We start from the raw sequence: 25,393 nt of genomic DNA on the forward strand, positions 1-25,393 counted from the left end.
GGACACAGAGAATGAACTGACGCTCCTTCAATCCGCACATTCGTCAATGCACAGAAGGAGACCTGCGTCACAGATGGCGATCCGGACCAAACGATCCGTCAGCCGGCACCGAACACATGAGGAAGACACCCTTTCGCCGCCGCTTCCACGACACTTGGAGAGCCCTTGAATATGTCTGCTTCCCTTATGCGCTGGGGTACCGCGACCGCCGCCGCCGGGATTCTGCTGATTTCGGGCGCCGCGAGCGCGTCGGCCGTCGAGGCCCGGACCCCGGCCGCGGCGGCGACCACTACGGCGGCCGCGACCGCGGAGAAGGCGCGGAACACCACGGCCTCTCCGTTCGCCAACTCCTACCGGGGTATTCAGGGGGCGAATTTCTGCCTGCTGGCCCGCTGCACGGTCGGGGATTCCGGTCCCGGCTCGGGTCCCAGCAATACCCAGGGGGTCAATTTCTGTCTGCTGGCCCTGTGTACGATACGCCCCTGAATACATGCGGGTGGCCCGGCCGGACTGGTTCGTCCGGCCGGGCCACCCGGTCTTTTCCGTAAGGCTCCTGTGCCGCTTCGCGCGGAGCACGGAGCGCGGCGCGCCGGCCGCTGGGTCAGGCGGTGAAGTGGTGTCGGCCCGGGCCCGCGGCGAAGACCGCGCAACCGTCCTCCATCCGCAGGAATTTCGTACTGCCGTGGCCGACCTTCTTGGCATCCTTGGCCGATATCCATACCTCGGCGGTGGTGTTGGCGGGAAGGGAGACGGTGAGCCGGAATCCCTTCGCGTCGGTCTGCCACTGGGTGGTGACCGGTCCGTGGACCGAGTCGAAGCGGCCCTCGGCGCGGGTCACCCCGCCCCCCGGCCGGGGCCGGACGGTGATCTCGCGGAAGCCGGGGCCACCCGGCGCGATGCCCGCGATGTTCGCGTACATCCACTCCCCGACCGAGCCGTACGCGTAGTGGTTGAACGAGTTCATCCCGGCGTCCTGGAAGCCGCCGTCGGGGGTGATGGAGTCCCAGCGCTCCCACATCGTCGTGGCGCCCCGGTCGATCTGGTAGCCCCAGCTGGGGAAGGTGCGCTGGAGCAGCAGCCGGTAGGCGACATCGGTGTGGCCGGTCTCGGTGAGGACGGGCAGCAGCCGGGGGGTGCCGAGGAAGCCCGTCGACAGATGCCAGTCCTTGGCCTTGATCAGCTCCACCAGGCGGTCGGCGGCGGGCGCGCGGTCGGCGGCGGCCAGCAGGTCCATGGAGAGGGCCAGCACGTATCCGGTCTGCGTATCGCCCTTGACCCGTCCGCCCGGTGAGACGTACGCGGCGCGGAAGGCGTCACGGACCCGGCCGAACAGCGTCCGGTACGGCGCCGGATCCTTGCCCAGCGCCTCGGCGATCCGGGAGACGAGATCGGCGCTGTGCGCGAAGTAGGCGGTGCCGATGACGTCCTTGGGTGTCTCGTCCTGGATGTTGAGCCAGTCCCCGAAGCCGTCGGCCGGGCGCAGGAGGCCGTCGCTGTGCCGCTCCAGATAGTCGAGCCACTTCAGCATCGACGCCCAGGCGTCCTCCAGCACCCGGGTGTCCCCGTACGCCTGGTACAGCGCCCAGGGGACGGTGACTCCGGCGTCGCCCCACCCCGCGGCGCCGCCGCCCATCGCGCCGACCTCCGGCGCCACATGGGGGAAGGCGCCGTCGGACAACTGGCCGTCGCGCAGGTCCCACAGCCACTTGGTGAGGAAGCGCGCCGACTCCATGGTGTAGGCGGCGGTGGGGGCGAAGACGTTGATGTCCCCGGTCCAGCCCAGCCGTTCGTCGCGGGCGGGGGTGTCGGTGGGGACGGAGAGGAAGTTGCCGCGCTGGCCCCATGTGATGTTGCTGTGCAGCTGGTTGAGCATCGGGACGTCGGTCTTGAAGTCCATGGTGAACGGCGCCGAGGTGTGGATGACCCGTCCCACGACCGCGTCGCGCGCGGGCCGCCCCGGATAGCCCGTCACCTCGACGTAGCGGAAGCCGTGGAAGGTGAAGCGGGGCTCGTACGTCTCCTGGCCGCCGCCCTTGAGGATGTAGGTGTCGGTGGCGCGGGCGGTGCGCAGGTTGGCGGTGTAGACGGTGCCGTCGGGGTTGAGCACCTCGGCGTGGCGCAGCCGTACGGTGGTGCCGGCGGCGCCGGTGACCTTGAGCCGGACCGTACCGACCATGTTCTGGCCGAGGTCGAGGACGAAGACGCCCGGTTTCGGCTCGGTGATCTTCTTGACGGTGAGTTCGGTCTCCACACGCGAGGGGCCGTCGATCGCCGCCACCAGCGCGATGTCCGCCGGGGGCACCGGCTCGGCCTTCGTCCAGCCGGTCGCGTCGTAACCGGCGCGCGTCCAGCCCGCGGTCTCCAGCCGGGCGTCGTACGCCTCCCCCATCAGCAGGTCGGCGTCGGTCACCGGGGAGGCCCCGGCGCGCCAGTCGCCGTCCGAGACGATCCGCTGCGTCGTACCGTCGGTGTATGTGACCTCCAACTGGGCCAGCAGCGAGGGTCGTTCGCCGTACTGGTGCGGTCCGAACATGCCGACGCTCCCGGCGTACCAGCCGGCGGCGAGGGTGACACCGAGGGCGTTGGCGCCGGGGACGAGCAGGCCGGTGACGTCGTACGTCTGGTACTGCACCCGCTTGCGGTAGTCGGTCCAGCCGGGGGCGAGCCGGTCCTCGCCGACGCGCCGCCCGTTGAGGTGCGCGTCGTACACGCCGAGGGCCGTGGCGTAGAGCCGGGCGCGCGCGACGGTCTTGCGCGGGAGCCGGAACTCCTGGCGCAGCTGCGCGGCGGGCGCGGAGGAGACCGCCACCTTGCCCCAGGGGCCCGTGCCCCATCGCGCGAGCGCCTTGGCTGCGGACCACGCGGCGTCGTCGTATCCGGCGGACTTCCAGTCTCCCGTAGGTTCTTGACTGACCGTCAGCCAGCTGTCGCCGGTGGCGAAGGTCCGGATCCCGTCGGAGGTCGTCAGCTCCAGCAGGCCGAGCAGTCCGGCCGGGCTGACGGTCGCGTTGGTGGCGGAGACCGCGATCACGTTGGCGCCGGGGCGCAGTTGGGCGGCCACCTCCACCAGGGCGGGGTGGCGCCAGTTTTCGGCGGGGCCGTCGGCCTCGGCGTGCGCGACGCGGGTCCCGTTGACGTAGGCGGTGTAGCCGTCGTCCGCCGTCATGACCAGGCGGGCGCGGGTGACACCCGCCGGCACGTCGACCCGGCCGCGGAACCAGCGGGTCCCCGCCGGGGCCTCGACCGCCGGATCGCCCTCCGGGAACCAGATCCAGGAGGCGCTGTCCAGCGCGGGTGTTCCGACGAGGGAGGCGGGGGCGCCGATCCAGCGCGCGGTCCAGTCGGCGGCATCGGTGAGTCCGGTCTCCCACCAGGACGGCGCACTCCATGCGGAGACCTTGCCGTCGGCACCCCAGACGCGCACGGACCAGTGGTAGCGGGTACGGGACTTGAGCGCGGGGCCGCCGTACGGGACCAGGGTCGAGTCGGGCGACTCGACCTTGCCGCTGTCCCAGACGTCCGGCTTCCCGAGCCGGCCCGGGTCGGTGGCGACCCTGACCTGGTAGGCGCGCTGCGTCTGGCCGGGACGGGCGGACACGACCGGCCAACTCAGCCTGGGGCGCGGCGTGTCGAGGCCGAGCGGATGGCTGACGTACTCGACCGTCGGCGCGGTGACCCGGACGGCCGACCCGGCAGCCGGGCCTTCGGCGAGGGCGCCGCTTCCCGGCTCCTGGGTCAGCGCGGCGGCCGGGCCGGGTCCGGCGACCATGGCCGCTCCCACGGCCGTGGCGGTGGTACCGAGCAGTCGTCTTCTGCTGATCACAATGCGGCTCCGATACGACTCGACAGTGAATCGTTTCACTTCGGTGAAAGTAAGGAGGCGCATGGGACGTGTCAAGAGTCCGGGACGCTTGGGACGGCGCCGGAAGATTTCCAAGTACGTACCATTGACGCGGCAGTTGGCCCGGGTTTAACTTCCCTGGACGTGCGCCATGTTGAAACCTTTCACACACTGCGGACGTCGGCGGCGACCCGTGTGCCGAAGTGGGGGGGCACAGCCGCGTACCGACGCCGCTCCGGCATCCGGTCCGGGACGCTCGCCGCCACGGTCGTGCCCCGGCGGGCGGACCCACCGGGGCACGGGTTACGGGTTACGGGTTACGGGCTGACTACGTGACGGGGCGACGGCGTGACGGGAGCGGGGAGACGCGGGGTCACGGTGAGGCGGGGAAGCCCGCGCCCGCCACCCACGCGGCCAGTTCGCGCTGCGCCGCCACCCGCAGCTCCGCCGTGGGCGCGGCGGAGCCGTCGGCGACCAGGGCGTAGTGGACGGCCCCGGCTCCGTCCGCGGCCGCCGGGGCGGAGAGCAGCAGGCGCCGCGCGTCGGTGGTGCCGGGTTCGACGGCCGAGGCGATGGGGTGGTCCGCCGCCCGGCCGCGCGCGGTGTAGTCGGGCAGGCCGGTGACCGTACCGAGGTCGGAGACGACCGTGGTCGAGGACGGAGCGAACCCGCTCGGCAGATGCAGCTGTGTCGGGGCGGCGCCGGCCCCCTCGGAGCCGGAGCGCCACACCAGCACGCCGTACCGTCCGCCGCCCACCAGGCGCGCCGTGCTGGGCATGGTGTCGGGGATGGAGTTCCAGGTCAGGGCCGTGTCCCCGTCCCGGGAGCGGTCCTCGTAACTGAAGGCGAGGGTACGGCCCGCCACCGCGCCCGGGTAGAGCCGGTCGAGCAGCCGGGCGTCCTGGCGCAGCACGGCCCGGCCCGAGGAGTCGAGCGCGACGGCGGACAGGTCCTCGTCGTTCCAGGCGTCCCCCGCCGTGAGGACCTTGCCGGCGTTGCCGTTCATCGCCTCGCGGTGGCGGCCGCTGTAGATGTCCCACTGCCACTGGGTGGCCGAGAGTACGGGCCCCGACCGCGCCGGCGTGGTCCACCAGGCCGCTCCCGGCAGCCGGGTGTCGAGGGCCTGGTACATCGCCTTGTCGACGGTGGGTGCCTTGTCCGAGGTGTATCCGCTCAGCGGATGGCCGAACTCGCTGACGATCGCGGGGGTGTTGAGCGCCGAGGCGCGGTCGCGGACCGTGCCGAAGTCCCCGCTGTACTGGCCGTCCTTCGCCTTGCCCCACATGAAGACCCCGGAGATGGCCTTCTGGTCGTAGAAGTGGGTGTTGAAGACGTAGCGCTTGCCGAGGACGCCCGCGTCGAGGAGACCGCCCTCCTGCCGGGCGAGGTCCAGATTGGCGTTCCAGAACATGTTGGGTTCGGCGAAGAGCGGCTTGTCGCGCCAGCCCGCCAGGTCCATCCGGGCCCGGAAGCGCTCGTAGAACGGTACGAGCATGTCCCGTTCCCAGGTGCGGCTGTTCTGACCCGTGGTGTACTCGCCCGCGTACGGCTCGTTGTACGGGTTGAAGCCGACGATCCCGGCGAACTGGTCCGCGGTGAGCCGTCCCGCGAGATGGGCCATCGTCCGCTGCGCGGTGTCGAGGAAGGCGTCCTGGACGGGTACGGAGCGGGTCGGGGCACCGGCTCCCGTGCCCGTGGTGACCGTGAGGACGCGGTTGTGCCAGAAGTCCCGGGTGGCGTTCTTGACGGCCTGGTTCTGGGTGATGTTCTGGCCCCACAGGACGCAGATGCCACAGGATTCGACGGGGTACCCGCCCGCCTCGACGGCCCAGCGGGGCGCGCCGTCACCGGTGTACCAGCTGTCCTTGTGGAACAGATGACGGGAGAAGAGGTCCTGGTGGAAGTCGGGGAACACCCGCAGTCCGGCGTCGAGAAGCGCCTTGATCTGTTCGGTGGCGCGGTCCAGATAGGCGGTGTCGACCTTCCCCGGTTCGGATTCGGCGTGGGCCCAGGACAGCAGGAAGCGCACCGCGTTGCCGCCGGTGAGTGAGCGCAGTGCGGCAGCGGAGGTGCGGGCGTCCGCCGTACTGGCGAAGGGCAGACCGCCGTTCTCCTCCAGCTTGGTCTCGCCGGAGACGTTGAATCCGCGCAGGACGACCTCGCGCCCGTGTCCGTCGGTGAAGCGGGTGCCGTCGGCGGATATCTCGGTGGCCACCACGCCGTCGAACCACAGCGGGGCGCCGTCCGCCGCCTCGGCGGGCGGGCCGCCGACGGCACCCGCCGCGAGCAGAGCGAGGGCGGCGCCGAGCAGCAGGCTCCGCCGCCCCGGCCCCCGCCGCCGGGCCAGCGGCCCGGTCAGTCCCCGTACCCGTAACCGCCGTCGCGTACCGCGTGCCGCTGTCGCCATCGCCATGCGCACCACACTGGAGTACTTACTGACGAGTAGTCAATGCCCTTGTCAGAAAGGCGAGTTGACCGGAAGCGGCAGCAAGATCCGGCCCGGTCCTTCGCGCGCGTTCGCGCCCGCGTCCGCGCTCGCGTCCGCCCCCTCAGCCCTCGCGCTGCGGGAGCGGCTCGCCGGTCGCGGCGCGGGCGTAGCGGTGGGCCAGGTCCGCGAAGGCGTCCTTGAGTTCGGCCGGGCCGACGACCTCGATGCCGGTGTGGAAGCCGCCGATGGCCGCGGCCAGGGCGGGCCAGGACCAGGAGCCCAGGACGAGCCGGCAGCGGTTCGGGCCGAGTTCCCCGATGACCTCGCCGTCGGTGTAGCGGGACACGACGGCGGCGGGCAGGTCGAGGATCACCTCGCCCCGGCAGGGCCAGTCGCCCGGACCGTCCGAGCCCCTGAAGCGGCCGGCGACGAAGGCCGCCACGTCGCCGCCGGGCACTTCGCGCGGGGTGAAGCGGGGCCCGGTGGGGGTGCGCGGGGTGATGCGGTCCGCGCGGAAGGTGCGCCAGTCCGCGCGGTCGAGGTCCCAGGCGACGAGGTACCACCGGCCGCCCCGGGTGACGAGGTGGTGGGGCTGGACCCGGCGCCAGGGAAGTTCCGCGACGCCGGGGGCGGCCCCCGGCGGGAACGCGGGAGGGTAGTCGAAACGCAGCTCCTCGCGGGCGTGGACGGCGGCGTTGAGCGCCATCAGCACCCCGCTGTCCACCTGTGGATTCGACCGGGTGTCCGGCTGCTCGACGGCGGTGACCCGCACGGTGTCGATACGGCGGCGCAGCCGGGCGGGCATGACCTGCCGGACGGTGTTCAGCGCGCGGGCCGCCGCTTCCCCGATGTCCGCACCGGTGGTGGCGGCGATCCGCAGGGCGACGGCGAGGGCGACGGCCTGCTCGTCGTCGAAGAGCAGCGGGGGCAGCTCCGTGCCGGCGTCGAGCCGGTACCCGCCGTCGGGGCCTTTGGCGGCCACGACCGGGTACCCCAGTTCGCGCAGCCGGTCGATGTCGCGGCGCACGGTACGCGGGCTGATGTCCAGCCGCTCGGCCAGCAGCGCGCCGGGCCAGTCGCGGCGTGCCTGGAGCAGCGAGAGCAGCGAGAGCAGTCGCGCGGAGGTCTTCGGCATGACTCCCATACTGCCGCGAGAAGAGGCCACATCCTGACCGCTTCTCCTGCGACTGTGGTTCCTGGCCGCTCCTGCGGGACGACGAGCCGGACCGGGCGCCAGAGACCTCGCGCCGGAGAACGAGAACGACCGGAAGGCCCTGATCACCATGACCACCCCGACCACTCCCCGCGCCACCCTCGACGCCGAGCGGACCGACCTGCTCGCCGCGCTCGCGGCGGCGCGGTCCGCCCTGACCAGGACCGTCGGCGGGATCAGCGACGAGCAGGGCGGCGAGCACCCGACGGTCAGCGCGCTCAGCCTGGGCGGGCTGGTCAAGCATGTCGCGTCCATCGAGGAGGGCTGGCTGCGCTTCGCCGTCGACGGCCCGTCGGCGCTGAACTACGACCTGCCCGAGGGCGTCACCTGGGCCGACTTCAGGGCCGGTACAGCGACCGAGTATCCGCAGTGGGCGATCGACCACCGGAACAACTTCCGGATGCTGCCCGGCGAGACGCTGGCCGGAATCATCGCGCGCTACGAGGAGGTCGCCGCCAGGACCGAGGAGATCATCGCCTCCGTACCCGATCTGTCGGCGACGCACCCGCTGCCGGAGGCGCCCTGGCACGAGCCGGGAGAGGTGCGCAGCGTGCGCCGGGTGCTGACGCATGTCATCGCGGAGACCGCCCAGCACGCCGGACACGCGGACATCCTGCGCGAGACGCTCGACGGCGGGACGGCGACCTGAGCGCGGTGCCGGTCCCGGGGGCCGGGGGCCGGGCCGGGCGCCGTCCGACCGCGTTCGCCCCGGCGGTCCGGCCGCCGCCGCCGCGTGCCTGGCGCGGACCGGCCGCCGCGGCCGCGCCGCGCCCGGAGACGGACTGCGGCCCCGCCCGCCGCGCGCCGCCGGGCGGGTGTCGGTGGCCGCGACCCGGCGGAACAACGCGCTGCTCTTCTCGTCCGCACCCCGCCGGTACGTCTACCTCGCCCTGTGGATCCCCAACGGCCTGATCGTCGGCTGCGAGTCCCTCTACGTCCCGTACGCGCTCCCGTACGGGCCCGGGTACGCGGGGGCGCTCCTCGCCTTCGCCGCGCTCGGCATGCTGGCCGGGGACCTGGTGGCCGGGCGGTTCCTCCCCCGGCGGTGGCGGGGGAGGCTGGGCGTTCCGCTGTATCTGCTGCTCGCCGCCCCGTACCCGCTGCTCGCCCTGCGACCGGCGGCGCCCGCCGCGTTGGCCGTCGTCACCGTCGCCTCCGTCGGCTACGCGGGGAGCCTGCTGTTCCAGGAACGGCTGATGGCGCTGGTCCCGGACGGACTGACCGGGCACGCCCTCGGGCTCCAGTCGTCCGGGACGCTCACCGCGCAGGGCGTGGGCGCCGCGCTCGCCGGGGGCGTGGCAGAGTACACCTCGGCCGGGACGGCGATGGCGGTGCTGGCGGCACTCTCCCTCACGGTGACCCTCGCCCTCGCCCCGGGGCTGCGCCCACGCGTCAGCCCCGGTACGTCTCCAGCAGCCGCAGCCACACCTCGCTGATCGTCGGGTACGCGGGCACCGCGTGCCAGAGGCGGTCGATCGGGACCTCGCCGACGACCGCGACGGTGGCGGAGTGGAGCAGTTCGCCGACGGCGGGGCCGGCGAAGGTGACGCCGAGGAGGGTTTCGCCGTCCAGGTCGACGATCATGCGGGCGTGCCCCCGGTAGCCGTCGGCGTAGAGGGCGGCGCCCGCGACTCCGGCGAGGTCGTAGTCGACCGCGCGCACCCGGCGGCCCGCCGACTCGGCCTCGGCGAGGGTGAGGCCGACCGAGGCGATCTCCGGGTCGGTGAAGACGACTTGGGTGACGGCCCGGTGGTCGGCGGTCGCCGCGTGGGCGGTCCAGGGGGCCGAGCCGAGCGCCTTGACGCCCTGGGACCTGGCGGCGATGGAGGCGCCCGCCACCCGTGCCTGGTACTTGCCCTGGTGGGTGAGGAGGGCGCGGTGGTTGACGTCGCCGACCGCGTAGAGCCAGTCGCTGCCCTCGACCCGGCAGCTGTCGTCGACCGTGAGCCAGGAGCCCGGCTCCAGCCCGACGGAGTCGAGGCCGAGGTCGTCCGTGCGCGGGGCGCGGCCGGTGGCGAAGAGCACCTCGTCGGCCTCGACGCGCTCGCCGTCCGCGAAGGTGACGGTGACGGGCCCGGTGGAGCCGTCGCGCTCGACGGCGCTGACGGAGACGCCCGTACGGACGGTGGCGCCCGCCTCGGTCAGCGCCTGGGCGACCAGTTCACCGGCGAAGGGCTCCATCCGGGGGAGCAGGCCCTCGCCGCGCACCAGCAGGGTGACCTCGGCTCCCAGGGCCCGCCACGCCGTGGCCATCTCCACGCCGACCACTCCGCCGCCGACCACGACGAGCCGGGCGGGCACCCGCTGGGCGCTGGTCGCCTCGCGGCTGGTCCACGGCGCGGCGTCGGCGAGCCCCGGGAGATCGGGCAGTACGGCGCGGCTGCCGGTGCACACGGCGACGGCGTGCCGGGCGGTCAGCACCAGCCGTTCGCCGTCGGGGCCGGTGACGGTGACGCGCTTCGGCCCGTCCAGCCGCCCGTGTCCGCGGTGGATCGCGGCGCCGATGCCGTCCAGCCAGGCGACCTGGCCGTCGTCCTTCCAGTGCGAGGTGAACGCGTCGCGGTGGGCGAGTACGGCCGGTGTGTCGAGCGGTCCTTGTACGGACCCGCTCAGCCCCGGCACCCGGCGGGCCTCGGCGCGGGCGATCGCCGGGCGCAGCAGGGCCTTGCTGGGCATGCAGGCCCAGTACGAGCACTCGCCGCCGATCAGTTCGCTCTCCACGACGGCCACGCTCAGACCGGCCGCCCTGACCCGGTCGGCCACGTTCTCACCGACCGGTCCCGCACCCAGCACCACGACGTCGTACTCAAGGGTTTCCGTCACTACTGTCATGGGGTCAGTCTGCTGGGCGGTCCCCGGCATGGCCACACGATCTTCGGGCAGGGGCCAGTCGACCGAGTCAGGAATACGCCGGCGGCGACGGCCGTTGTCGCAGGCGGTTCACCCGAAGAGCAGGAAGAGGTAGCGGACCATGGCAACGGTGGAACTCACCAAGGAGAACTTCGACCGGACGGTGTCGGAGAACGACTTCATCCTGATCGACTTCTGGGCTTCCTGGTGCGGTCCCTGCCGCCAGTTCGCCCCGGTCTACGAGAAGGCGTCGGAGCGGCACGACGATCTGGTCTTCGCGAAGGTGGACACGGAGGCGCAGCAGGAGCTGGCCGCCGCGTTCGACATCCGTTCCATCCCGACGCTGATGATCGTGCGGGACAACGTCGCGGTGTTCGCCCAGCCCGGCGCGCTGCCGGAGACGGCCCTGGAGGACGTGATCGGCCAGGCGCGCGCGCTCGACATGGACGAGGTGCGCAAGTCGGTGGCGGAGGCCGAGGCGAAGAACCAGGCGGGCGAGGGCGCCGAGGGCTCCGGCTGAGCGCGGCCGAGGGCGCGGACCGGCGGATACATACGGACCGGCGGATGCGGACGGGCTGACGAAGACCGGCTGACGCGGATCGGCCGACGAGGATCAGGTGACCGGCGCGGCGACGACACGGACCGAGAGGCCGTAGTCGATCTCCGCGCCGTCGACCAGCAGCGCTTCGACCGTGCGGGTCCCGGGGTCGATGTCCGCCTCCATCCCGTTGCCCGCGTAGCGCGGATAGCCGGACTCCCCCGTCTCGCCCGTCGCCTCCACCACGGCGGAGCGCAGGGCGTGCGCGGAGGTGGGCGGGGTCTCGTCGGAGTCGGTGAAACCGGCGACCAGCAGGATCTCGAAGCGCCGCGGAACGGTAGTCATGCCTCGACGCTAGCCACCGGCCACCGCCCCCGCATGTCGCGGCGGCCGGCGGAACGCGCCCCGCCAACCCCGCCGTGACGTGCGGGATCTACCCTCTTGCGGATGACCTTCCTTTCCTCTGCCGGCAACGGCAACGGCAGCCGCGACAGCGACCGTGACCATGAGACCGACTTCCCCGGCCGCCGGGGCCCGAGCGCGACCACCGAGGCCGACCCGCGCGACGTGGGCCGCGTCCGTACCTCGTACGCCCCGGAGCACGACGGCGACCCCGACCCCGGCGAGATCGTCTGGACCTGGGTGCCGTTCGAGGAGAACGACGGGCGTGGCAAGGACCGGCCGGTGCTGGTGGTCGCCCGGGAGACGGCCGGTACGGTGCTCGCCGTACAGCTCTCCAGCAAGCGCCACGACACGGACCGCGAGTGGGTGCCGATCGGCGTCGGGCCGTGGGACCGGGAGGGCCGCGAGTCCTGGGTGGACATCGACCGGGTGCTGCGTCTGCACGACGCGGGCATGCGGCGCGAGGCGTGTGCCCTGGACCGGGGACGGTTCAATCTGGTGGTGAACCGGCTGCGGGAGCGCTACGGCTGGAGCTGACCGCCCGCACCCGGCCGACGGCCCGGCGCGCGGCGGCGGGCGGACCGGGCCGTCAGCGCTTCAGCACCCGCCGGAACGCCCCCAGGGTGGCCGCGTCCGCCGTACGGTCCAGGACCGCGAAGACGGCCTCGTCGAAGCGGTCGGCGAACCGGCCGCCGCCGGTCAGGAGCGTCGCGAACGACTCGGCGACCGTCGCCGGGTCGTTGCGGAAGACCCCGCACCCCCAGGCGCCGAGCACCAGCCGCCGGTAGCCGCGCTCCGCCGCCGTCTCCAGCACCCGTTCCGCGCGGGCGGCGAGCGCGGCGGCGATCAGCGGCACCTCGTCGGGGGCGCGCCGCGCGATCACGCCCGCGTTGGGCGCGGCGGCGGTGAGGAAGCCGGCCTCGTACGGCGTGTCGAGCAGCCGGCCCCGGTCGTCGCGGAAGACCGGGACCCCGGGCGAGTGGATCACCCGGTCGCTGTAGAACGGGCCGCGGTCGGCGCGGTGGTACGCGTAGAACTCGGGCGCGCGCAGCAGGGTGGTGTACAGGGCGGAGCCCCGGCAGAGCGCCTCCTCCTGCGCCTGCGCGCCGTTGAGGTAGCCGCCGCCGGGGTTGCGCGCCGAGGCGAAGTTGAGGACGGCCACCGCGCCGGGGCGCTCCCGCGTCAGCCGCCGGGCGGCGGCGAGGCTGGACTCACCGGTCACCTCGACGGTGGCCTCGGCGGGCGCCGCCCGGGGGTGCGTACCCCGGTCCCGACCAGGCACCGCGACGGGTCCGGGACCGTACATCCGCGTGCCCGCCACCGCCGCGTCCAGGGCCGCGCGAAGGTCGACGTCGCGGCCGTCGGCCGCCCGGTATCCCCCCGTTCGGACGATCTCCTCGGTTTCCTTGGCGATCCCCCGCAGCCGTGCGCTCATAAGGCGAATCCTGAGTGAACGATCTCCCCCGGGGCAACCGGATTTCTGACGGAACAGTGACCATGGGGGCACTCTTGTGCGAAGCGGCGAGAGTGGCTTTAGGTTGGACGAAGCGCTCCGCTCCCCCTGCCCGGGGGCGGAGTCCGGTCATGGTCTTCGACAGGAGGATCCGGCCCATGCCATCCGATGACTGCACCGACGAGGGACCACCTCTCGGCGAGAGCGACGCCGAGGATCTGCTGCACGGCATCTGTTTCAAAACAGGCCCGCCCCGCACCGTGGGAGTGGAACTGGAATGGCTCGTACACGATCTGCGCTCCCCCGAGAGCGCGGTACCGGCCCGCCGCCTCACCGAGGCGTTCGGCACGCTGCGTACCCTGCGCCTGAACTCCGCACTCACCTTCGAACCCGGCGGTCAGCTGGAACTCAGCTCGGCCCCCGCCGGATCACTGATGGAGTGCGTCACCACCACCGCCGCGGACCTGGACACGGTACGGCCCGTGCTCCGCGCGGCGGGACTCGCGCTCGCGGGCATCGGACAGGACCCCTGGCACTCTCCGGACCGCATGCTGCGCGAGCCGCGCTACGACGCCATGGAGACCTATCTCGACCGGATCGGTCCGGCCGGGCGCGCCATGATGCGCACCACCGCGTCCATCCAGGTGTGTCTGGACGCGGGCCACGAGGAGCCGGGGCCGCTCGGTTACGCGAGACGCTGGCAGCTCGCCCATCTGCTGGGCGCCGTGCTGGTCGCCGCGTTCGCGAACTCCTCGGTGCGGGAGGGCGCCCCGACCGGCTGGCGCTCCACCCGGCAGGCACTGTGGTCCGAGCTGGACCCGGCCCGTACGGGGGCGCCCGCCCCGCGCCACGAGCCGCGCGCGGGCTGGGCCGCGCACGCCCTGGACGCGCCGGTGATGTGCGTCCGGGCGCCGCGGGGGCCCTGGGCCGTTCCGGAGGGGCTGACCTTCCGGGAGTGGATACGGTCGGGCGTGCCGCGTCCGCCGCTCCGCGCCGATCTCGACTACCACCTGACGACGCTCTTCCCGCCGGTACGGCCGCGCGGCCATCTGGAGCTGCGGATGATCGACGCCCAGCCGGGCGAGGACGGCTGGATGGTGCCGCTCGCGGTCACCACCGCGCTGTTCGACGATCCGGAGGCGTCCGAGACGGTCTACCGCGCCGTCAAGCCGCTCGCCGAGACGGCGGGCGCGCTGCCCGCTCCGCACAATCCGCTGTGGGTCAACGCCGCGCGGTACGGGCTGGCGGACCCGGAGCTGCACAGCGCGGCGATCGCCGCTTTCGCCGCGGCCAGGGAGGCGCTCCCCCGCATCGGGGCGACCCCCGCCGTCCAGGAGGCGGTCGCCGCGTTCACCGAGCGCTACGTGGTGCCGGGCCGCTGCCCGGCGGATGATCAGCGTATCCCCGTGACCGGGAAGGACCTGCGCCCATGACCGACATCGCCGACACCACCGGCCACGCCGGATCCGCCGAGGCGGTCGACCTCTCCACCGAGCTGCTGCGCCAGCGCGCCGTCACCACGCTGACGGCCGCCCGGGACCGCACGGCCCTGCTGACCTCCTGCGTGGACGACCACGACCTGACGGCGCAGCACTCGCCGCTGATGTCGCCGCTGGTCTGGGACCTGGCGCACATCGGCAACCAGGAGGAGCAGTGGCTGCTGCGGGCCGTCGCGGGACGTGACGCGCTACGCCCCGAGATCGACTCCGTCTACGACGCGTTCGAGCATCCGCGTGCGGCACGGCCCACGCTGCCGCTGCTGCCGCCCGCCGAGGCGCGCGCCTACGCCGCCGACGTACGGGGGCGGGTGCTCGACGTCATCGAGCGCTCCCCGCTGCGCGGCGGGCCGCTGCTGGACGCCGGGTTCGCGTTCGGGATGATCGCCCAGCACGAGCAGCAGCACGACGAGACGATGCTCATCACCCACCAGCTGCGCCGGGGGCCCACCGCGCTGACCGCGCCCCCGCCGCCCGCCGGGGACACGGCGGGGCTGCCGGACGAGGTGCTCGTGCCGGCCGGTCCGTTCACCATGGGCACCTCCGCGGAACCGTGGGCGCTGGACAACGAACGCCCGGCGCACCAGCGGCTGGTGCCCGCGTTCCGTATCGACACCGTTCCGGTGACCAACGGCGCCTACCAGGGCTTCATCGAGGACGGCGGCTACACGGACGAGCGCTGGTGGGCCCCGGAGGGCTGGGCGCAGATCCGCGAGCACTCCATCGGCGCGCCGCTGTTCTGGCGGCGCGAGGGCGGTCAGTGGCTGCGCCGCCGCTTCGGCACGGTGGAGCCGGTCCCGGCGGACGAGCCGGTGCTGCATGTGAGCTGGTACGAGGCCGACGCGTACGCCCGCTGGGCGGGGCGGCGGCTGCCGACCGAGGAGGAGTGGGAGAAGGCCGCCCGGCACGATCCCGTCTCCGGCCGGTCGCTGCGCCATCCGTGGGGCGACGAGGAGGCCACCGCGGACCACGCCAACCTCGGCCAGCGCCATCTGCGGCCGGCCCCGGCGGGCAGCTATCCGCTGGGGGCGTCCCCGCTCGGGGTGCGGCAGCTGATCGGGGACGTCTGGGAGTGGACGTCGAGCGACTTCCTGCCCTATCCGGGGTTCGTGGCGTTCCCGTACCGCGAGTACTCGGAGGTCTTCTTCGGCAGCGCGCACAAGGTGCTGCGGGGCGGCTCGTTCGCGGTGGGCGAGGTGGCCTGCCGGGGCACGTTCCGCAACTGGGACCTGCCGGTGCGCCGCCAGATCTTCTCCGGGTTCCGCACCGCGCGCGCCGCCCTGCCCGGCGAGGGTGCCTGATGTGCCGTCACTTCGCTTATACGGGGCCGCCGGTGGCGCTCGGCGAGCTGATCTTCGAGCCTCCGCACGGGCTGTACCGGCAGTCCTGGGCGCCTCGCCGGCAACGGCACGGGACGGTCAACGCCGACGGGTTCGGGGTGGGCTGGTACGCCGAGGGTGATCCGGTGCCGGCCCGCTACCGGCGCGCCGGTCCCATCTGGGCCGATGTCGGGCTGACCGATCTGGCGCGGGTGGTCCGCAGCGGCACACTGCTCGCGGCGGTACGGGACGCGACCCTGCCGGGCGCCGACGGGGAGGCGGCCGCCGCGCCGTTCGCCGCCGGGCCGTGGCTGTTCAGCCACAACGGCTCGGTGGGCGGCTGGCCGGGCTCGCTCGCGGCCCCGGCCGCGGCCCTGCCCGCCGAGGAGCTGCTCGCCCTGGCGGCCCGCAGCGACTCCGCGCTGGTGTGGGCGCTGCTGCTGCACCGGCTGCGGGCCGGCGACGAGCTGGGGCAGGCGCTGACCGACACCGTGACCGATGTGGCGCGGGAGGCCCCCGCCTCCCGGCTCAATCTGCTGGTCACCGACGGCGCCCGGATCGCGGCGACCGCGTGGGGCGACTCCCTGTGGTATCTCGCCGATCCCGGCCACCGGTCGGTGGCGGTGGCCTCGGAGCCGTACGACGACGACCCCCGCTGGCGCGAGGTCCCGGACCGCACCCTGCTGGTGGCGACCCGCGACGACGTCCTGCTGACCCCTCTCAAGGAGCCCTCCGCGTGAGCCCGTTCCAGCTGACCCGCACGCTCCCCGAGGACGCCACGGACGCGGCTCTGCGCGCCGATGTGCTCCAGGGCCTGACCCGTAGCCCCAAGACACTGCCTCCCAAGTGGTTCTACGACGCCCGGGGCAGTGAGCTGTTCGACGAGATCACCACCCTGCCCGAGTACTATCCGACCCGCGCCGAGCGGGAGATCCTCATCGACCGGGCGCCGGAGATCGCGGCGGCGACCGGGGCGCGCACCCTGATCGAGCTGGGGTCGGGCTCGTCCGACAAGACCCGGCACCTGCTGGACGAGCTGACCGGTCTGGCGAGTTACGTGCCGGTCGATGTGAGCGAGAGCGCGCTGACCGGCGCAGCGACGGCGCTGCTCGCCGAGCGGCCCGGACTGCGGGTGCACGCGCTGATCGCCGACTTCACCCATGCGCTGAGCCTGCCCGCCACCCCGGGCCCCCGGCTGGTCGCGTTCCTCGGCGGCACGATCGGCAATCTGCTGCCGCCGGAGCGCGCGGAGTTCCTGGCGCTCGTCCGGACGCTGCTGGAGCCCGGGGACGCGCTGCTGCTCGGTACGGATCTCGTCAAGGACGCATCCGTGCTGGTCCGGGCGTACGACGATACGGCCGGGGTGACCGCGGCCTTCAACAAGAACGTACTCACCGTCATCAACCGGGAGTTGGGCGCGGACTTCGACCCCGGCGACTTCACCCATGTGGCGCGCTGGGACCGGGAGCGGGAGTGGATCGAGATGCGGCTGCGGGCGCGCCGGGCCCTGACCGTGAAGATCCCGGAACTGGATCTGGTGGTGCACTTCGAGGCGGGCGAGGAGGTGCGTACGGAGGTGTCGGCGAAGTTCCGTCAGGACCGGGTACGGGATGAACTGGCCGGTGCGGGAATGGAGTTGAGGCACTGGTGGACGGACGGAGCGGAGCGGTTCGCGCTGTCGCTGGCCACGGCGGTCTGACCGGGAACGGGGTCCCACCGTTCGGCGGCGCCCCCGGTCACGGCTGACCGGGCCGCCGCGGCCAGGGCGCGGCGGTCGGTGTGGCGTCCGGCGGGGATCAGCGGCAGGACCGTGATCTCGGCCGTGAGCCCACCGGCCGTCACCACCCGCCACAGGGACGCCAGGAGGGTGTCGTCGCCGACGTACGCCGGTGCGCCGGACGGCGTTCCGCGCGCGGCGCGGTAGGTGATCCGTACGGGCCTGACGGCGGCGCCCGCGTCCAGCGCCGCCTGGAAGACGGCCCGGGTGAAGCGGCCCTGGTCCCGGCCGCACCAGGTGCACCCCTCGGGGAAGGCGGCCACCCGCGAGCCCGCGGTGAGCGCGGCGGCCAGGGTCCGTACGGTGCCGGGCAGCGCCCGCGGCCGGTCGCGCTCCACGAACAGCGTGCCGCCCCTGGCGGCCAGCGCGCCGAGGACGGGCCAGCGCCCGATCTCGCTCTTGGCCAGCATCCGGGCGGGGAACACGGCTGCCAGCAGCGGTATGTCCAGCCAGGAGATGTGGTTGGCGACGACCAGTACGCCGGTTCCGCGCGCGGGCCGCGCCGTCTCGGCGCCCCGCACGTCGACCCGCAGGCCGAAGGCCCGCAGCACCGTACGGCACCAGCGCCGGGTCAGCCGGTCCCGTACCGCCGCGCCCAGCGGGGCGAGCAGCGGTGTCAGCAGCGCCCCGGCCAGCACCAGCGCGCACCCCGCCACCAGCCGGCCGGCGGCGGTCGCCGGGCCGGCCGGGGGGCCGTGGCGGGTGGCGCAGTCGCCGGGGGTGCAGGGCGCGGTGGGCGGCCAGGTGCTCACGCGGAGGGGGCGAGCGAGAGGAAGTGGCGCAGATAGCGGGGGTTGGTCCGGCGCATCGAGAGCAGGACGTACAGGTCGGCGACGCCGAACTCCGGGTCGTGCGCGGGCGCCCCGCACACCCAGGCGCCGAGGCGCAGGTAGCCGCGCAGCAGCGCGGGCAGTTCGGCGGGCGCCGCGGTGGCCGCGCCCGGGGCGGGGGTCCAGAGCCGGTGCGGGGTGACCCAGTACTCCTCGGGCGCGAGGTGCTTGTCCTTCACGGTGTTCCAGGTGGCGGCGGCGAGCGCGCCGCCGTCCGCGAGCGGCACCGAGCAGCAGCCGGCCAGCCAGTTGTGGCCGCTCGCCGTCATGTAGCGGGCGAGTCCGGCCCAGATCAGCGCGATGACCGCGCCGGTGCGGTGCAGCGGGTGGACGCAGGAGCGGCCGACCTCGACCAGGTCGTGCCGGATGGGGGCGAGCCGGGCGAGGTCGAACTCGCTGTCGGAGTAGATCCGTCCGGCGGCCCTGGCACGCTCGGGCGGCAGCAGCCGGTAGGTGCCGACGACCTCGCCGCTCGGCTCCTCCCGGACCAGCAGGTGGTCGCAGTGGGCGTCGAACGCGTCGCTGTCCAGGCCGGGTTCCGGCCCGTCGAGGCGGGCGCCCAGCTCGCCGGCGAAGACGAGGTGGCGCAGGCGCTGCGCGGCCCGTACGTCCTCCTCGGTGCGGGCGAGGGAGACGGCGTAGCGCGGCCCGGCGCCGGCCGGGCCGGACGGCAGCGGGGAGGGCGCGGGGACGGGGAGCGGGGCGGGGGCGACGGCGGTCATGGCGGACTCCTGTGCCGGTGGGGAGAGGCGGGCGCCGGGGTCCGCCGCTCACGCGACGGCCCGGCACCTCGTTTCTTCCGTGACCGGCTGGATTCGACGTGACCGGACGGCGGAGTGCGGATGTGGGACGGCTGAATCCCCGAAGTGCCGGTCAGTCCTCCAGGGCCGTGGTGATGGCGTCGGAGGCCGTCTTCGCGGCCTCCTTGGGATCCCGGCCCTGGAGGACGGCCGTCATGTAGGGCTTGATCGGGTTGTCGGACTCGACGTTCGCCCACTGCGGCGAGTTCGGGGTGGCCCGCCCCCGCGCGGCGCCGACCGCCATCGCGGCGGTGCTCTCGTCGCCCTCGATCACCCCGGCCAGGGTCGTCTTGTTGGGCACGTAGCTCATGGTTCTGGCCAGTTCGGTCTGCCACTTCTCGCCCGCCAGCGCCTTGACCACGTCGACGGCGGCGGAACGGTGGCTGGCGTTCTGCGGCACGATCAGATCGGACCCGCCGGTGAACACGGTTCCCGGCTTGGCCGCGGTCTTGCCCGGGACGGGGAAGAAGCCGAGGACGCCCTTGAGCGCGGGGTTCTTCTCCTCGATGATCCTGGCGGCGCTGGGGGTGGCGATGATCTGCGCGACATCGCCCTTGGCGAAGACCTCCGCCTGCGGCGGTGTCGCCTCATCGGAGTCCTTCGGGCCCTTGCCCAGCGCCTGGAGGTCCTTGTAGAAGGCCATGCCCTTGAGGGCGGCGGGCGAGTCGACGGCCCCCTGGAACTGAGCGCCGGACTCGACGGCCAGTTCGCCGCCCTCGTCCCAGATGAAACCGGCCAGGGTGTACCAGTCCTGGCCGGCGAGGTAGATGCCCTGGTTCGCGCCGGTGTTGAGCTCGGCGGTGTCGGTCAGCCAGCGCGCGCGGGTCTTGGGCGGCTCCTCGATCCCGGCCTGCGCGAAGAGGTCCTTGTTGTAGATGACGACCCGGTTGGCCGCGTACCAGGGAATGCCGAACTGCGCGCCGCCGATGCTGCCCGGCTGGGCGAGACCGGGCAGCCAGTCCTCGCCGCCCAGGTCCCGTACCGACTCCAGGGTGAGATCGCGCAGATTGCGGCTCTGCGCGTACTGCGCGACCTGGGTGTTGCCGACCTCGATGACGTCGGGGGCGTCGTCGCTCTCCAGCGCGGACAGCACCTTCTCACCGATGCCGGTCCACTCCTGGATCTTCACGTCCAGTTCGACGGACGGGTTCTCCTTCTCGTACTCGCCGACGAAGCGCTGGAGGAAGTCGTCGGAGACGCTGTCCTTCATCAGCCAGACGGTGACCGTCGGGGAATCGGACCCGGTGCCCGGCAGCATGCCGCAGCCTCCGAGCGAGAGGGAGGAGACCAGGGCCACGGAGCAGACAAGACAGCGGTTCTTCACGTAGGTCAACCTTCTTGCGTGGTGGCACGAGAGCGTGATGGCACGAAAAGAGAGCCCGACGTGGGGGACACGAAAAGAATTCGCACGGGTGTTGGGGATTTTGGTACGTACCAAAGGGCTGGTCAAGCCCCGCAGGCGGCCCCCCGCGGGCAGCGACACGCCCGGCGGCTGCCCGAACGGGCGCGGCACACCTCTGACCACGACGTACCGTCGGCGGCCGCCCCGGCGGCGCACATCTCGCGGAGCGCCGCGCCGTGGGGCACGGTGGAGTGACACCGCGTCCCCGCCGCGGCGGACACGTCGATGACGCAGACGCGGCCGATGACGGGGACGCCGAGGGCAGACACAGAGGAGAGGCCCCATGTCCCAGCACACCTACCGGGTCACCGAGATCGTCGGCACCTCCCACGAGGGCGTCGACGACGCCATCCGCAACGGCGTCGGCCGCGCGGCCAGGACCCTGCGCGGTCTGGACTGGTTCCAGGTGACCGAGGTACGCGGCCAGATCGTGGACGGCGACATCGAGCACTACCAGGTGGGGCTGAAGGTCGGCTTCCGGCTGGACGACGAGGTCTGAACGCGGGGGCACGGAGCGTTCGACAACGCGTCGGCCCCGGGGAATCCTCGCGCCGTCGCGTTGTTGAACACTCCGTGAGCCCTCTGTCGACCGTCCCCTTCTCCGTACTCGACCGCTCCCATGTCCGCGAGGGCGGGAACGGCCCGCGAGCGCTGCGCGACACCGTGGACCTGGCCCGGCGGATCGAGGCGCTCGGCTATCACCGCTTCTGGGTCGCCGAGCACCACGGCGTGCCAGGAATCGCCGGCTCCGCGCCCACGGTGCTGGCGGCGGCCGTCGCCGCCGCGACCTCGACGATCCGGGTCGGCACCGGCGGGGTCATGCTGCCCAATCACCAACCCCTCGTGGTCGCCGAGCAGTTCGGGGTGCTGGAGTCGCTGTTCCCGGGCCGGATCGACATGGGGCTCGGGCGTTCCGTGGGATTCACCGACGGCATACGGGCGGCGCTGGGCCGGGACAAGCGGGACGCCGACGACTTCGCCGGACAGCTCGCCGAGCTGCTCGGCTACTTCACCGGGGACCAGGGCGCGCACCCCCGGGTGCACGCCCGCCCCGCCGAGGGACTGCGCGTGCCCGCGTTCGTCCTCGCCACCGGGAAGGGCGCGCGTGTCGCGGCCGGGGCCGGGCTGCCGCTGGTGGTCGCGCCGGTGCGGGGCGAGGACGCGATGCTGCGGGCGATCGAGGAGTACCGCGCGGCCTTCCGCCCGTCCGGCTGGGGCGAGCGGCCGCATGTCGTCGTCTCCGGTACGGTCGCGGTCGCGGCCACCACCGAGGAGGCGCGCGCCCTGTTGCTGCCGGAGGCGTGGGCCACCGCGTACTCCCGCACGCGCGGCGACTTCCCGCCGCTCGCGTCCGTCGCGACGGTGCGGGAGACCGTCATGACGGAGCGCGAGCGCGCCCTGTTCGAGGAGGCGGCGCGCGGCCGGCTGTACGGCACGGCGGACGAGGTCGCTGCGGGCCTGGAGAAGCTGCTGGCGCGCACCGGCGCGGACGAGTTCCTGGTCACGACGAGCACGTACGACCGCGAAGCGCTGCTCGACTCGTACCGACGGCTGGCCGCCCTCCTCGTGCCCGGGGCCGGGACGCGGTGACGGCCTCTACCGCGGCGCCTTGCGCGCCGCCCGCAGCCACTCCTTGTTCATCGCGGCGATCGACGGCAGCGGAATCCCCTTCGGGCAGGCCGTGGCGCACTCCCCCGCCAGCGTGCAGCCGCCGAAGCCCTCGTCGTCCATGGTCGCGACCATGTCCAGCACCCGGGTCTCGCGCTCCGGCGCGCCCTGCGGCAGCACGTTGAGGTGGTTGACCTTGGCCGAGGTGAAGAGCATCGCCGAGCCGTTGGGGCAGGCCGCCACGCAGGCGCCGCAGCCGATGCACTCGGCGTGTTCGAAGGCGAAGTCGGCGTCGGGTTTGGGCACCGGGGTGGCGTGCGCCTCGGGGGCGGCGCCGGTGGGCGCGGTGATGTAGCCGCCGGAGCCGATGATGCGGTCGAAGGCGGAGCGGTCCACCACGAGGTCCTTGACCACGGGGAAGGCCCCGGCGCGCCAGGGTTCGACGTCGATGGTGTCGCCGTCGGCGAAGTGCCGCATGTGGAGCTGGCAGGTGGTGGTGCGCTCGGGGCCGTGGGCGTCGCCGTTGATGACGACGCCGCAGGCGCCGCAGATGCCCTCCCGGCAGTCGTGGTCGAAGGCGACCGGCTCGTCGCCCTTGAGGATCAGCTCCTCGTTGAGGGTGTCGAGCATCTCCAGGAAGGACATGTCCTCGGAGATGCCGTCGATGCCGTAGGTGACCATGGCGCCGGGTGCGTCGGCGCCGGGCTGGCGCCAGACGCGCAGGGTGAGCCTCATGCGTAGCTCCGCTGGGTGGGGTGGACGTACTCGAAGACGAGGTCTTCCTTGTGCAGGACGGGCGGGGTGCCGGTGCCACTGAACTCCCAGGCGGCCGCGTACGAGAACTCCTCGTCGCGCCGCTCGGCCTCGCCGCCCCCGGTCTGGGACTCCTCGCGGAAGTGGCCGCCGCAGGACTCGGCGCGGTGCAGGGCGTCGAGACACATCAGCTCGGCCAGTTCGAGGTAGTCGACCAGGCGGTTGGCCTTCTCCAGCGACTGGTTGAACTGCTCGCCGGTGCCCGGCACCTTGATCCGGCGCCAGAACTCCTCGCGGATCTGCGGGATGCGGTCGAGCGCCTTGCGCAGACCGGCCTCGGTGCGGGCCATGCCGCAGTGTTCCCAGAGGAGTTCGCCGATCTCCTTGTGGAACGAGTCGGGCGTGCGGTCGCCGTCCACGGCGAGCAGCAGCCGCAGCCGGTCCTCGGTGTCCGCGAGGGTCTCCGTGACGGCGGGGTGGGAGGTGTCGACGGTGTCGTGGTGCGGATGGCGGGCGAGATAGTCGTTGATGGTGGACGGCAGGACGAAGTAGCCGTCGGCCAGGCCCTGCATGAGGGCGGAGGCGCCGAGCCGGTTGGCCCCGTGGTCGGAGAAGTTGGCCTCGCCGATGGCGAAGAGCCCGGGGACGGTGGTCTGGAGGTCGTAGTCGACCCACAGTCCCCCCATCGTGTAGTGGATCGCCGGATAGATCCGCATCGGGACCTCGTACGGGTTCTCGGCGGTGATCCGCTCGTACATCTCGAAGAGGTTGCCGTACTTCTCCTCGACCGCCGCGCGGCCGAGCCGGGCGATGGCGTCGGCGAAGTCGAGGTAGACGCCCTGTCCGCCGGGGCCGACGCCGCGCCCCTGGTCGCAGACGTTCTTCGCGGCCCGTGAGGCGATGTCGCGCGGGACGAGATTGCCGAAGGCCGGGTAGATCCGCTCCAGGTAGTAGTCGCGTTCGTCCTCGGGGATCTCGCCCGGCGGCCGCTGGTCGCCGGGCGCGGCCGGCACCCAGATCCGGCCGTCGTTGCGCAGGGACTCGCTCATCAGCGTCAGCTTGGACTGGTGCTCGCCGGAGCGCGGGATGCAGGTGGGGTGGATCTGGGTGAAGCAGGGGTTGGCGAAGTGGGCGCCGCGCCGGTGGGCCCGCCAGACGGCGGTGGCGTTGCTGTTCTTCGCGTTGGTGGAGAGGTAGAAGACATTGCCGTAACCGCCGGAGGCGAGGACGACCGCGTCGGCGATGTAGGGGGTGATCTCGCCGGTGATCAGGTCGCGGGCGACGATGCCGCGCGCCCGGCCGTCGATGACGAGCAGGTCGAGCATCTCGGTGCGGGCGTGCATCTCGACGGCGCCGGCGGCGATCTGCCGGGACAGCGCCTGGTAGGCGCCGAGGAGCAGTTGCTGGCCTGTCTGGCCGCGCGCGTAGAAGGTGCGGGAGACCTGGACACCGCCGAAGGAACGGGTGTCGAGCAGGCCGCCGTACTCGCGGGCGAAGGGCACGCCCTGGGCGACGCACTGGTCGATGATCTCGACGGAGACCTCGGCGAGGCGGTGCACATTGGACTCGCGGGCGCGGAAGTCGCCGCCCTTGACGGTGTCGTAGAAGAGGCGCTGGATGGAGTCGCCGTCGTTGCGGTAGTTCTTGGCGGCGTTGATCCCGCCCTGGGCGGCGATGGAGTGGGCGCGGCGCGGGGAGTCCTGGTAGCAGAACTGGACGACGTGGTAGCCCTGTTCGGCGAGGGTGGCGCCGGCGGCGCCGCCGGCCAGTCCCGTACCGACGACGATGACGGTGTGTTTGCGGCGGTTGGCGGGGTTGACGAGTTTCGCCTCGAAGCGGCGCCGGTTCCAGCGTTCGGCGACGGGTCCGTCCGGCGCCCTGGTGTCGGCGATGGGCTCGCCGGTGGTGTATTCGGTGTAGCGGGTGGGTTCGTTCATGTCAGCTCACCACTCCGGTCATGACGGCGACGGGTACGGCGATGAAGCCCGCGGTCAGCACCAGCGCCAGCAGATTGGCCGTGGCCTTCAGGACGCGCTCGCGGGTGGCGCTGCCGACGCCGAGGGTCTGGGCGGCGCTCCAGAAGCCGTGCCGGACGTGGAGGCCGAGGGCGAGCATCGCGAGCAGGTAGACGGCGTTGCCGTACCAGGTGGAGAAGGTGTCGATGACGTTCTGGTACGGGTGGCCCGGCTGGAAGCCGCCGGAGTGCACGGTGCCGGTCGTCAGGTCGAGGATGTGCCAGACGATGAACAGGGCGAGGATGACACCGCCCCAGCGCATGGTGCGGGTGGCGTAACTGGCGCGGCGGCGCTTGTGCGCGTACCCGGTCGGGCGGGCGGCGAGGTCGCGGCGGCTCAGCTGGTAGGCGCAGACCGCGTGCAGGACGACGGCGGCGACCAGGACCAGCCGGACGATCCACAGCGCCCATTCGTGGTGCAGGATCGGCTCGCCCATGGTCCGCAGCCAGTGCGCGTAGCCGTTGAATTCCGTGGCGCCGAAGAAGATCTTGAGATTGCCGAACATGTGCGCGACCAGATAGCCGAGCATGATCAGGCCGCTGACGGCCATGACCGTCTTCTTCCCGATCGTGGATGCCCAGAGGGTGCGGACCAGGGACGGTCGCCGGTCCGTCTGTTTTCGGTCCGTCCGCTGTTTCCGGTCCGTCCGCGTTGCCAGAGCCATGTGC

General features: G+C 72.9%; 22 protein-coding genes and 1 pseudogene. 11 read left to right on the forward strand and 12 right to left on the reverse strand.

Annotated features, from left to right (window positions below):
- Nucleotides 1–171 precede the first annotated feature (171 nt).
- Nucleotides 172–486, forward strand: a complete 315-nt coding sequence (locus OG627_RS03215) for a hypothetical protein (RefSeq protein WP_329061188.1) — start codon at nt 172–174, stop codon at nt 484–486.
- Between the two features lie 115 nt (nt 487–601).
- Here OG627_RS03215 and OG627_RS03220 read toward each other — a convergent pair whose 3' ends face one another.
- From OG627_RS03220 to OG627_RS03230, 3 genes are all read right to left on the reverse strand, one after another.
- Complete coding sequence (locus OG627_RS03220; RefSeq protein WP_329072314.1) at nt 602–3,823, reverse strand: alpha-L-rhamnosidase; 3,222 nt, start codon at nt 3,821–3,823, stop codon at nt 602–604.
- A 391-nt stretch (nt 3,824–4,214) separates the two neighbouring features.
- On the reverse strand, nt 4,215–6,254 hold the full coding sequence (locus OG627_RS03225; protein WP_329061190.1) for a cellulase family glycosylhydrolase: 2,040 nt from the start codon (nt 6,252–6,254) through the stop codon (nt 4,215–4,217).
- Between the two features lie 136 nt (nt 6,255–6,390).
- A complete protein-coding gene (locus OG627_RS03230) occupies nt 6,391–7,404 on the reverse strand; it encodes a helix-turn-helix transcriptional regulator (protein WP_329061192.1) in 1,014 nt (337 codons plus the stop codon).
- A 148-nt stretch (nt 7,405–7,552) separates the two neighbouring features.
- Here OG627_RS03230 and OG627_RS03235 point away from each other — a divergent pair, with 148 nt between their 5' ends.
- Nucleotides 7,553–8,131, forward strand: coding sequence for a DinB family protein (locus OG627_RS03235; protein ID WP_329061193.1), 579 nt, complete (start codon nt 7,553–7,555; stop codon nt 8,129–8,131).
- Between the two features lie 130 nt (nt 8,132–8,261).
- Nucleotides 8,262–8,918, forward strand: a pseudogene (locus tag OG627_RS03240) (MFS transporter); the annotation flags it as partial.
- On the opposite strand, the gene OG627_RS03245 reads toward OG627_RS03240, so the two are convergent.
- A complete protein-coding gene (locus OG627_RS03245) occupies nt 8,875–10,314 on the reverse strand; it encodes a dihydrolipoyl dehydrogenase family protein (protein ID WP_329061195.1) in 1,440 nt (479 codons plus the stop codon). The pseudogene OG627_RS03240 and the gene OG627_RS03245 sit on opposite strands and share 44 nt — an antisense overlap.
- A gap of 139 nt (nt 10,315–10,453) precedes the next feature.
- Between OG627_RS03245 and trxA the strand changes: the two genes are divergently transcribed.
- Nucleotides 10,454–10,852 (forward strand): thioredoxin, encoded by a 399-nt coding sequence (gene trxA / locus OG627_RS03250; RefSeq protein WP_329061197.1) that lies wholly within the window; start codon nt 10,454–10,456, stop codon nt 10,850–10,852.
- A gap of 93 nt (nt 10,853–10,945) precedes the next feature.
- Here trxA and OG627_RS03255 read toward each other — a convergent pair whose 3' ends face one another.
- A complete protein-coding gene (locus OG627_RS03255) occupies nt 10,946–11,215 on the reverse strand; it encodes a hypothetical protein (protein ID WP_329061199.1) in 270 nt (89 codons plus the stop codon).
- Nucleotides 11,216–11,317: 102 nt separating this feature from the next.
- On the opposite strand from OG627_RS03255, the gene OG627_RS03260 reads away from it, so the two are divergent.
- Nucleotides 11,318–11,809 carry a type II toxin-antitoxin system PemK/MazF family toxin gene (locus OG627_RS03260; RefSeq protein WP_329061201.1) on the forward strand — a complete coding sequence of 164 codons (492 nt, stop codon included), beginning with the start codon at nt 11,318–11,320 and terminating at the stop codon, nt 11,807–11,809.
- Between the two features lie 52 nt (nt 11,810–11,861).
- Here OG627_RS03260 and OG627_RS03265 read toward each other — a convergent pair whose 3' ends face one another.
- Nucleotides 11,862–12,707, reverse strand: a complete 846-nt coding sequence (locus OG627_RS03265) for a TIGR02452 family protein (RefSeq protein ID WP_329061203.1) — start codon at nt 12,705–12,707, stop codon at nt 11,862–11,864.
- A gap of 176 nt (nt 12,708–12,883) precedes the next feature.
- Here OG627_RS03265 and egtA point away from each other — a divergent pair, with 176 nt between their 5' ends.
- From egtA to egtD, 4 genes are read left to right on the forward strand one after another with little or no spacing between them, the layout of a single operon-like run.
- On the forward strand, nt 12,884–14,158 hold the full coding sequence (egtA, locus tag OG627_RS03270) for an ergothioneine biosynthesis glutamate--cysteine ligase EgtA (RefSeq protein ID WP_329061205.1): 1,275 nt from the start codon (nt 12,884–12,886) through the stop codon (nt 14,156–14,158).
- Complete coding sequence (gene egtB, locus OG627_RS03275) at nt 14,155–15,522, forward strand: ergothioneine biosynthesis protein EgtB (protein WP_329061207.1); 1,368 nt, start codon at nt 14,155–14,157, stop codon at nt 15,520–15,522. Before egtA ends, egtB begins: the two co-directional genes overlap by 4 nt.
- On the forward strand, nt 15,522–16,280 hold the full coding sequence (gene egtC / locus OG627_RS03280) for an ergothioneine biosynthesis protein EgtC (protein ID WP_329061209.1): 759 nt from the start codon (nt 15,522–15,524) through the stop codon (nt 16,278–16,280). Before egtB ends, egtC begins: the two co-directional genes overlap by 1 nt.
- On the forward strand, nt 16,277–17,239 hold the full coding sequence (egtD, locus tag OG627_RS03285) for an L-histidine N(alpha)-methyltransferase (protein ID WP_329061211.1): 963 nt from the start codon (nt 16,277–16,279) through the stop codon (nt 17,237–17,239). Before egtC ends, egtD begins: the two co-directional genes overlap by 4 nt.
- Here egtD and OG627_RS03290 read toward each other — a convergent pair.
- The 3 genes from OG627_RS03290 to OG627_RS03300 form a co-directional block, all read right to left on the reverse strand.
- Nucleotides 17,134–18,069 (reverse strand): lysophospholipid acyltransferase family protein, encoded by a 936-nt coding sequence (locus tag OG627_RS03290; protein ID WP_329061213.1) that lies wholly within the window; start codon nt 18,067–18,069, stop codon nt 17,134–17,136. The two genes, egtD and OG627_RS03290, sit on opposite strands and share 106 nt — an antisense overlap.
- Nucleotides 18,066–18,869, reverse strand: a complete 804-nt coding sequence (locus OG627_RS03295) for a GNAT family N-acetyltransferase (protein WP_329061215.1) — start codon at nt 18,867–18,869, stop codon at nt 18,066–18,068. The genes OG627_RS03290 and OG627_RS03295 overlap by 4 nt, the downstream gene beginning before the upstream one ends.
- Before the next feature lie 151 nt (nt 18,870–19,020).
- Complete coding sequence (locus OG627_RS03300) at nt 19,021–20,271, reverse strand: extracellular solute-binding protein (RefSeq protein ID WP_329061217.1); 1,251 nt, start codon at nt 20,269–20,271, stop codon at nt 19,021–19,023.
- A gap of 361 nt (nt 20,272–20,632) precedes the next feature.
- Here OG627_RS03300 and OG627_RS03305 point away from each other — a divergent pair, with 361 nt between their 5' ends.
- Nucleotides 20,633–20,848, forward strand: a complete 216-nt coding sequence (locus OG627_RS03305) for a dodecin (protein ID WP_114626422.1) — start codon at nt 20,633–20,635, stop codon at nt 20,846–20,848.
- 74 nt (nt 20,849–20,922) lie between these two features.
- Complete coding sequence (locus OG627_RS03310; RefSeq protein ID WP_329061222.1) at nt 20,923–21,939, forward strand: LLM class flavin-dependent oxidoreductase; 1,017 nt, start codon at nt 20,923–20,925, stop codon at nt 21,937–21,939.
- 6 nt (nt 21,940–21,945) lie between these two features.
- On the opposite strand, the gene OG627_RS03315 is transcribed toward OG627_RS03310, so the two are convergent.
- The 3 genes from OG627_RS03315 to OG627_RS03325 are packed head-to-tail and all read right to left on the reverse strand — an operon-like array spanning nt 21,946 to nt 25,389.
- Entirely contained in the window at nt 21,946–22,692 is a 747-nt protein-coding gene (locus OG627_RS03315; protein WP_329061224.1) for a succinate dehydrogenase/fumarate reductase iron-sulfur subunit, read from the reverse strand.
- A complete protein-coding gene (locus OG627_RS03320; protein WP_329061226.1) occupies nt 22,689–24,647 on the reverse strand; it encodes a fumarate reductase/succinate dehydrogenase flavoprotein subunit in 1,959 nt (652 codons plus the stop codon). The genes OG627_RS03315 and OG627_RS03320 overlap by 4 nt, the downstream gene beginning before the upstream one ends.
- Nucleotide 24,648: 1 nt before the next feature.
- Nucleotides 24,649–25,389: a succinate dehydrogenase gene (locus OG627_RS03325; RefSeq protein WP_329061228.1), complete on the reverse strand. Its 741-nt coding sequence runs from the start codon at nt 25,387–25,389 to the stop codon at nt 24,649–24,651.
- Nucleotides 25,390–25,393 lie beyond the last annotated feature (4 nt).

Source organism: Streptomyces sp. NBC_01429, from assembly GCF_036231945.1.
In the GTDB taxonomy this organism is placed as follows: Bacteria; Actinomycetota; Actinomycetes; order Streptomycetales; family Streptomycetaceae; genus Streptomyces.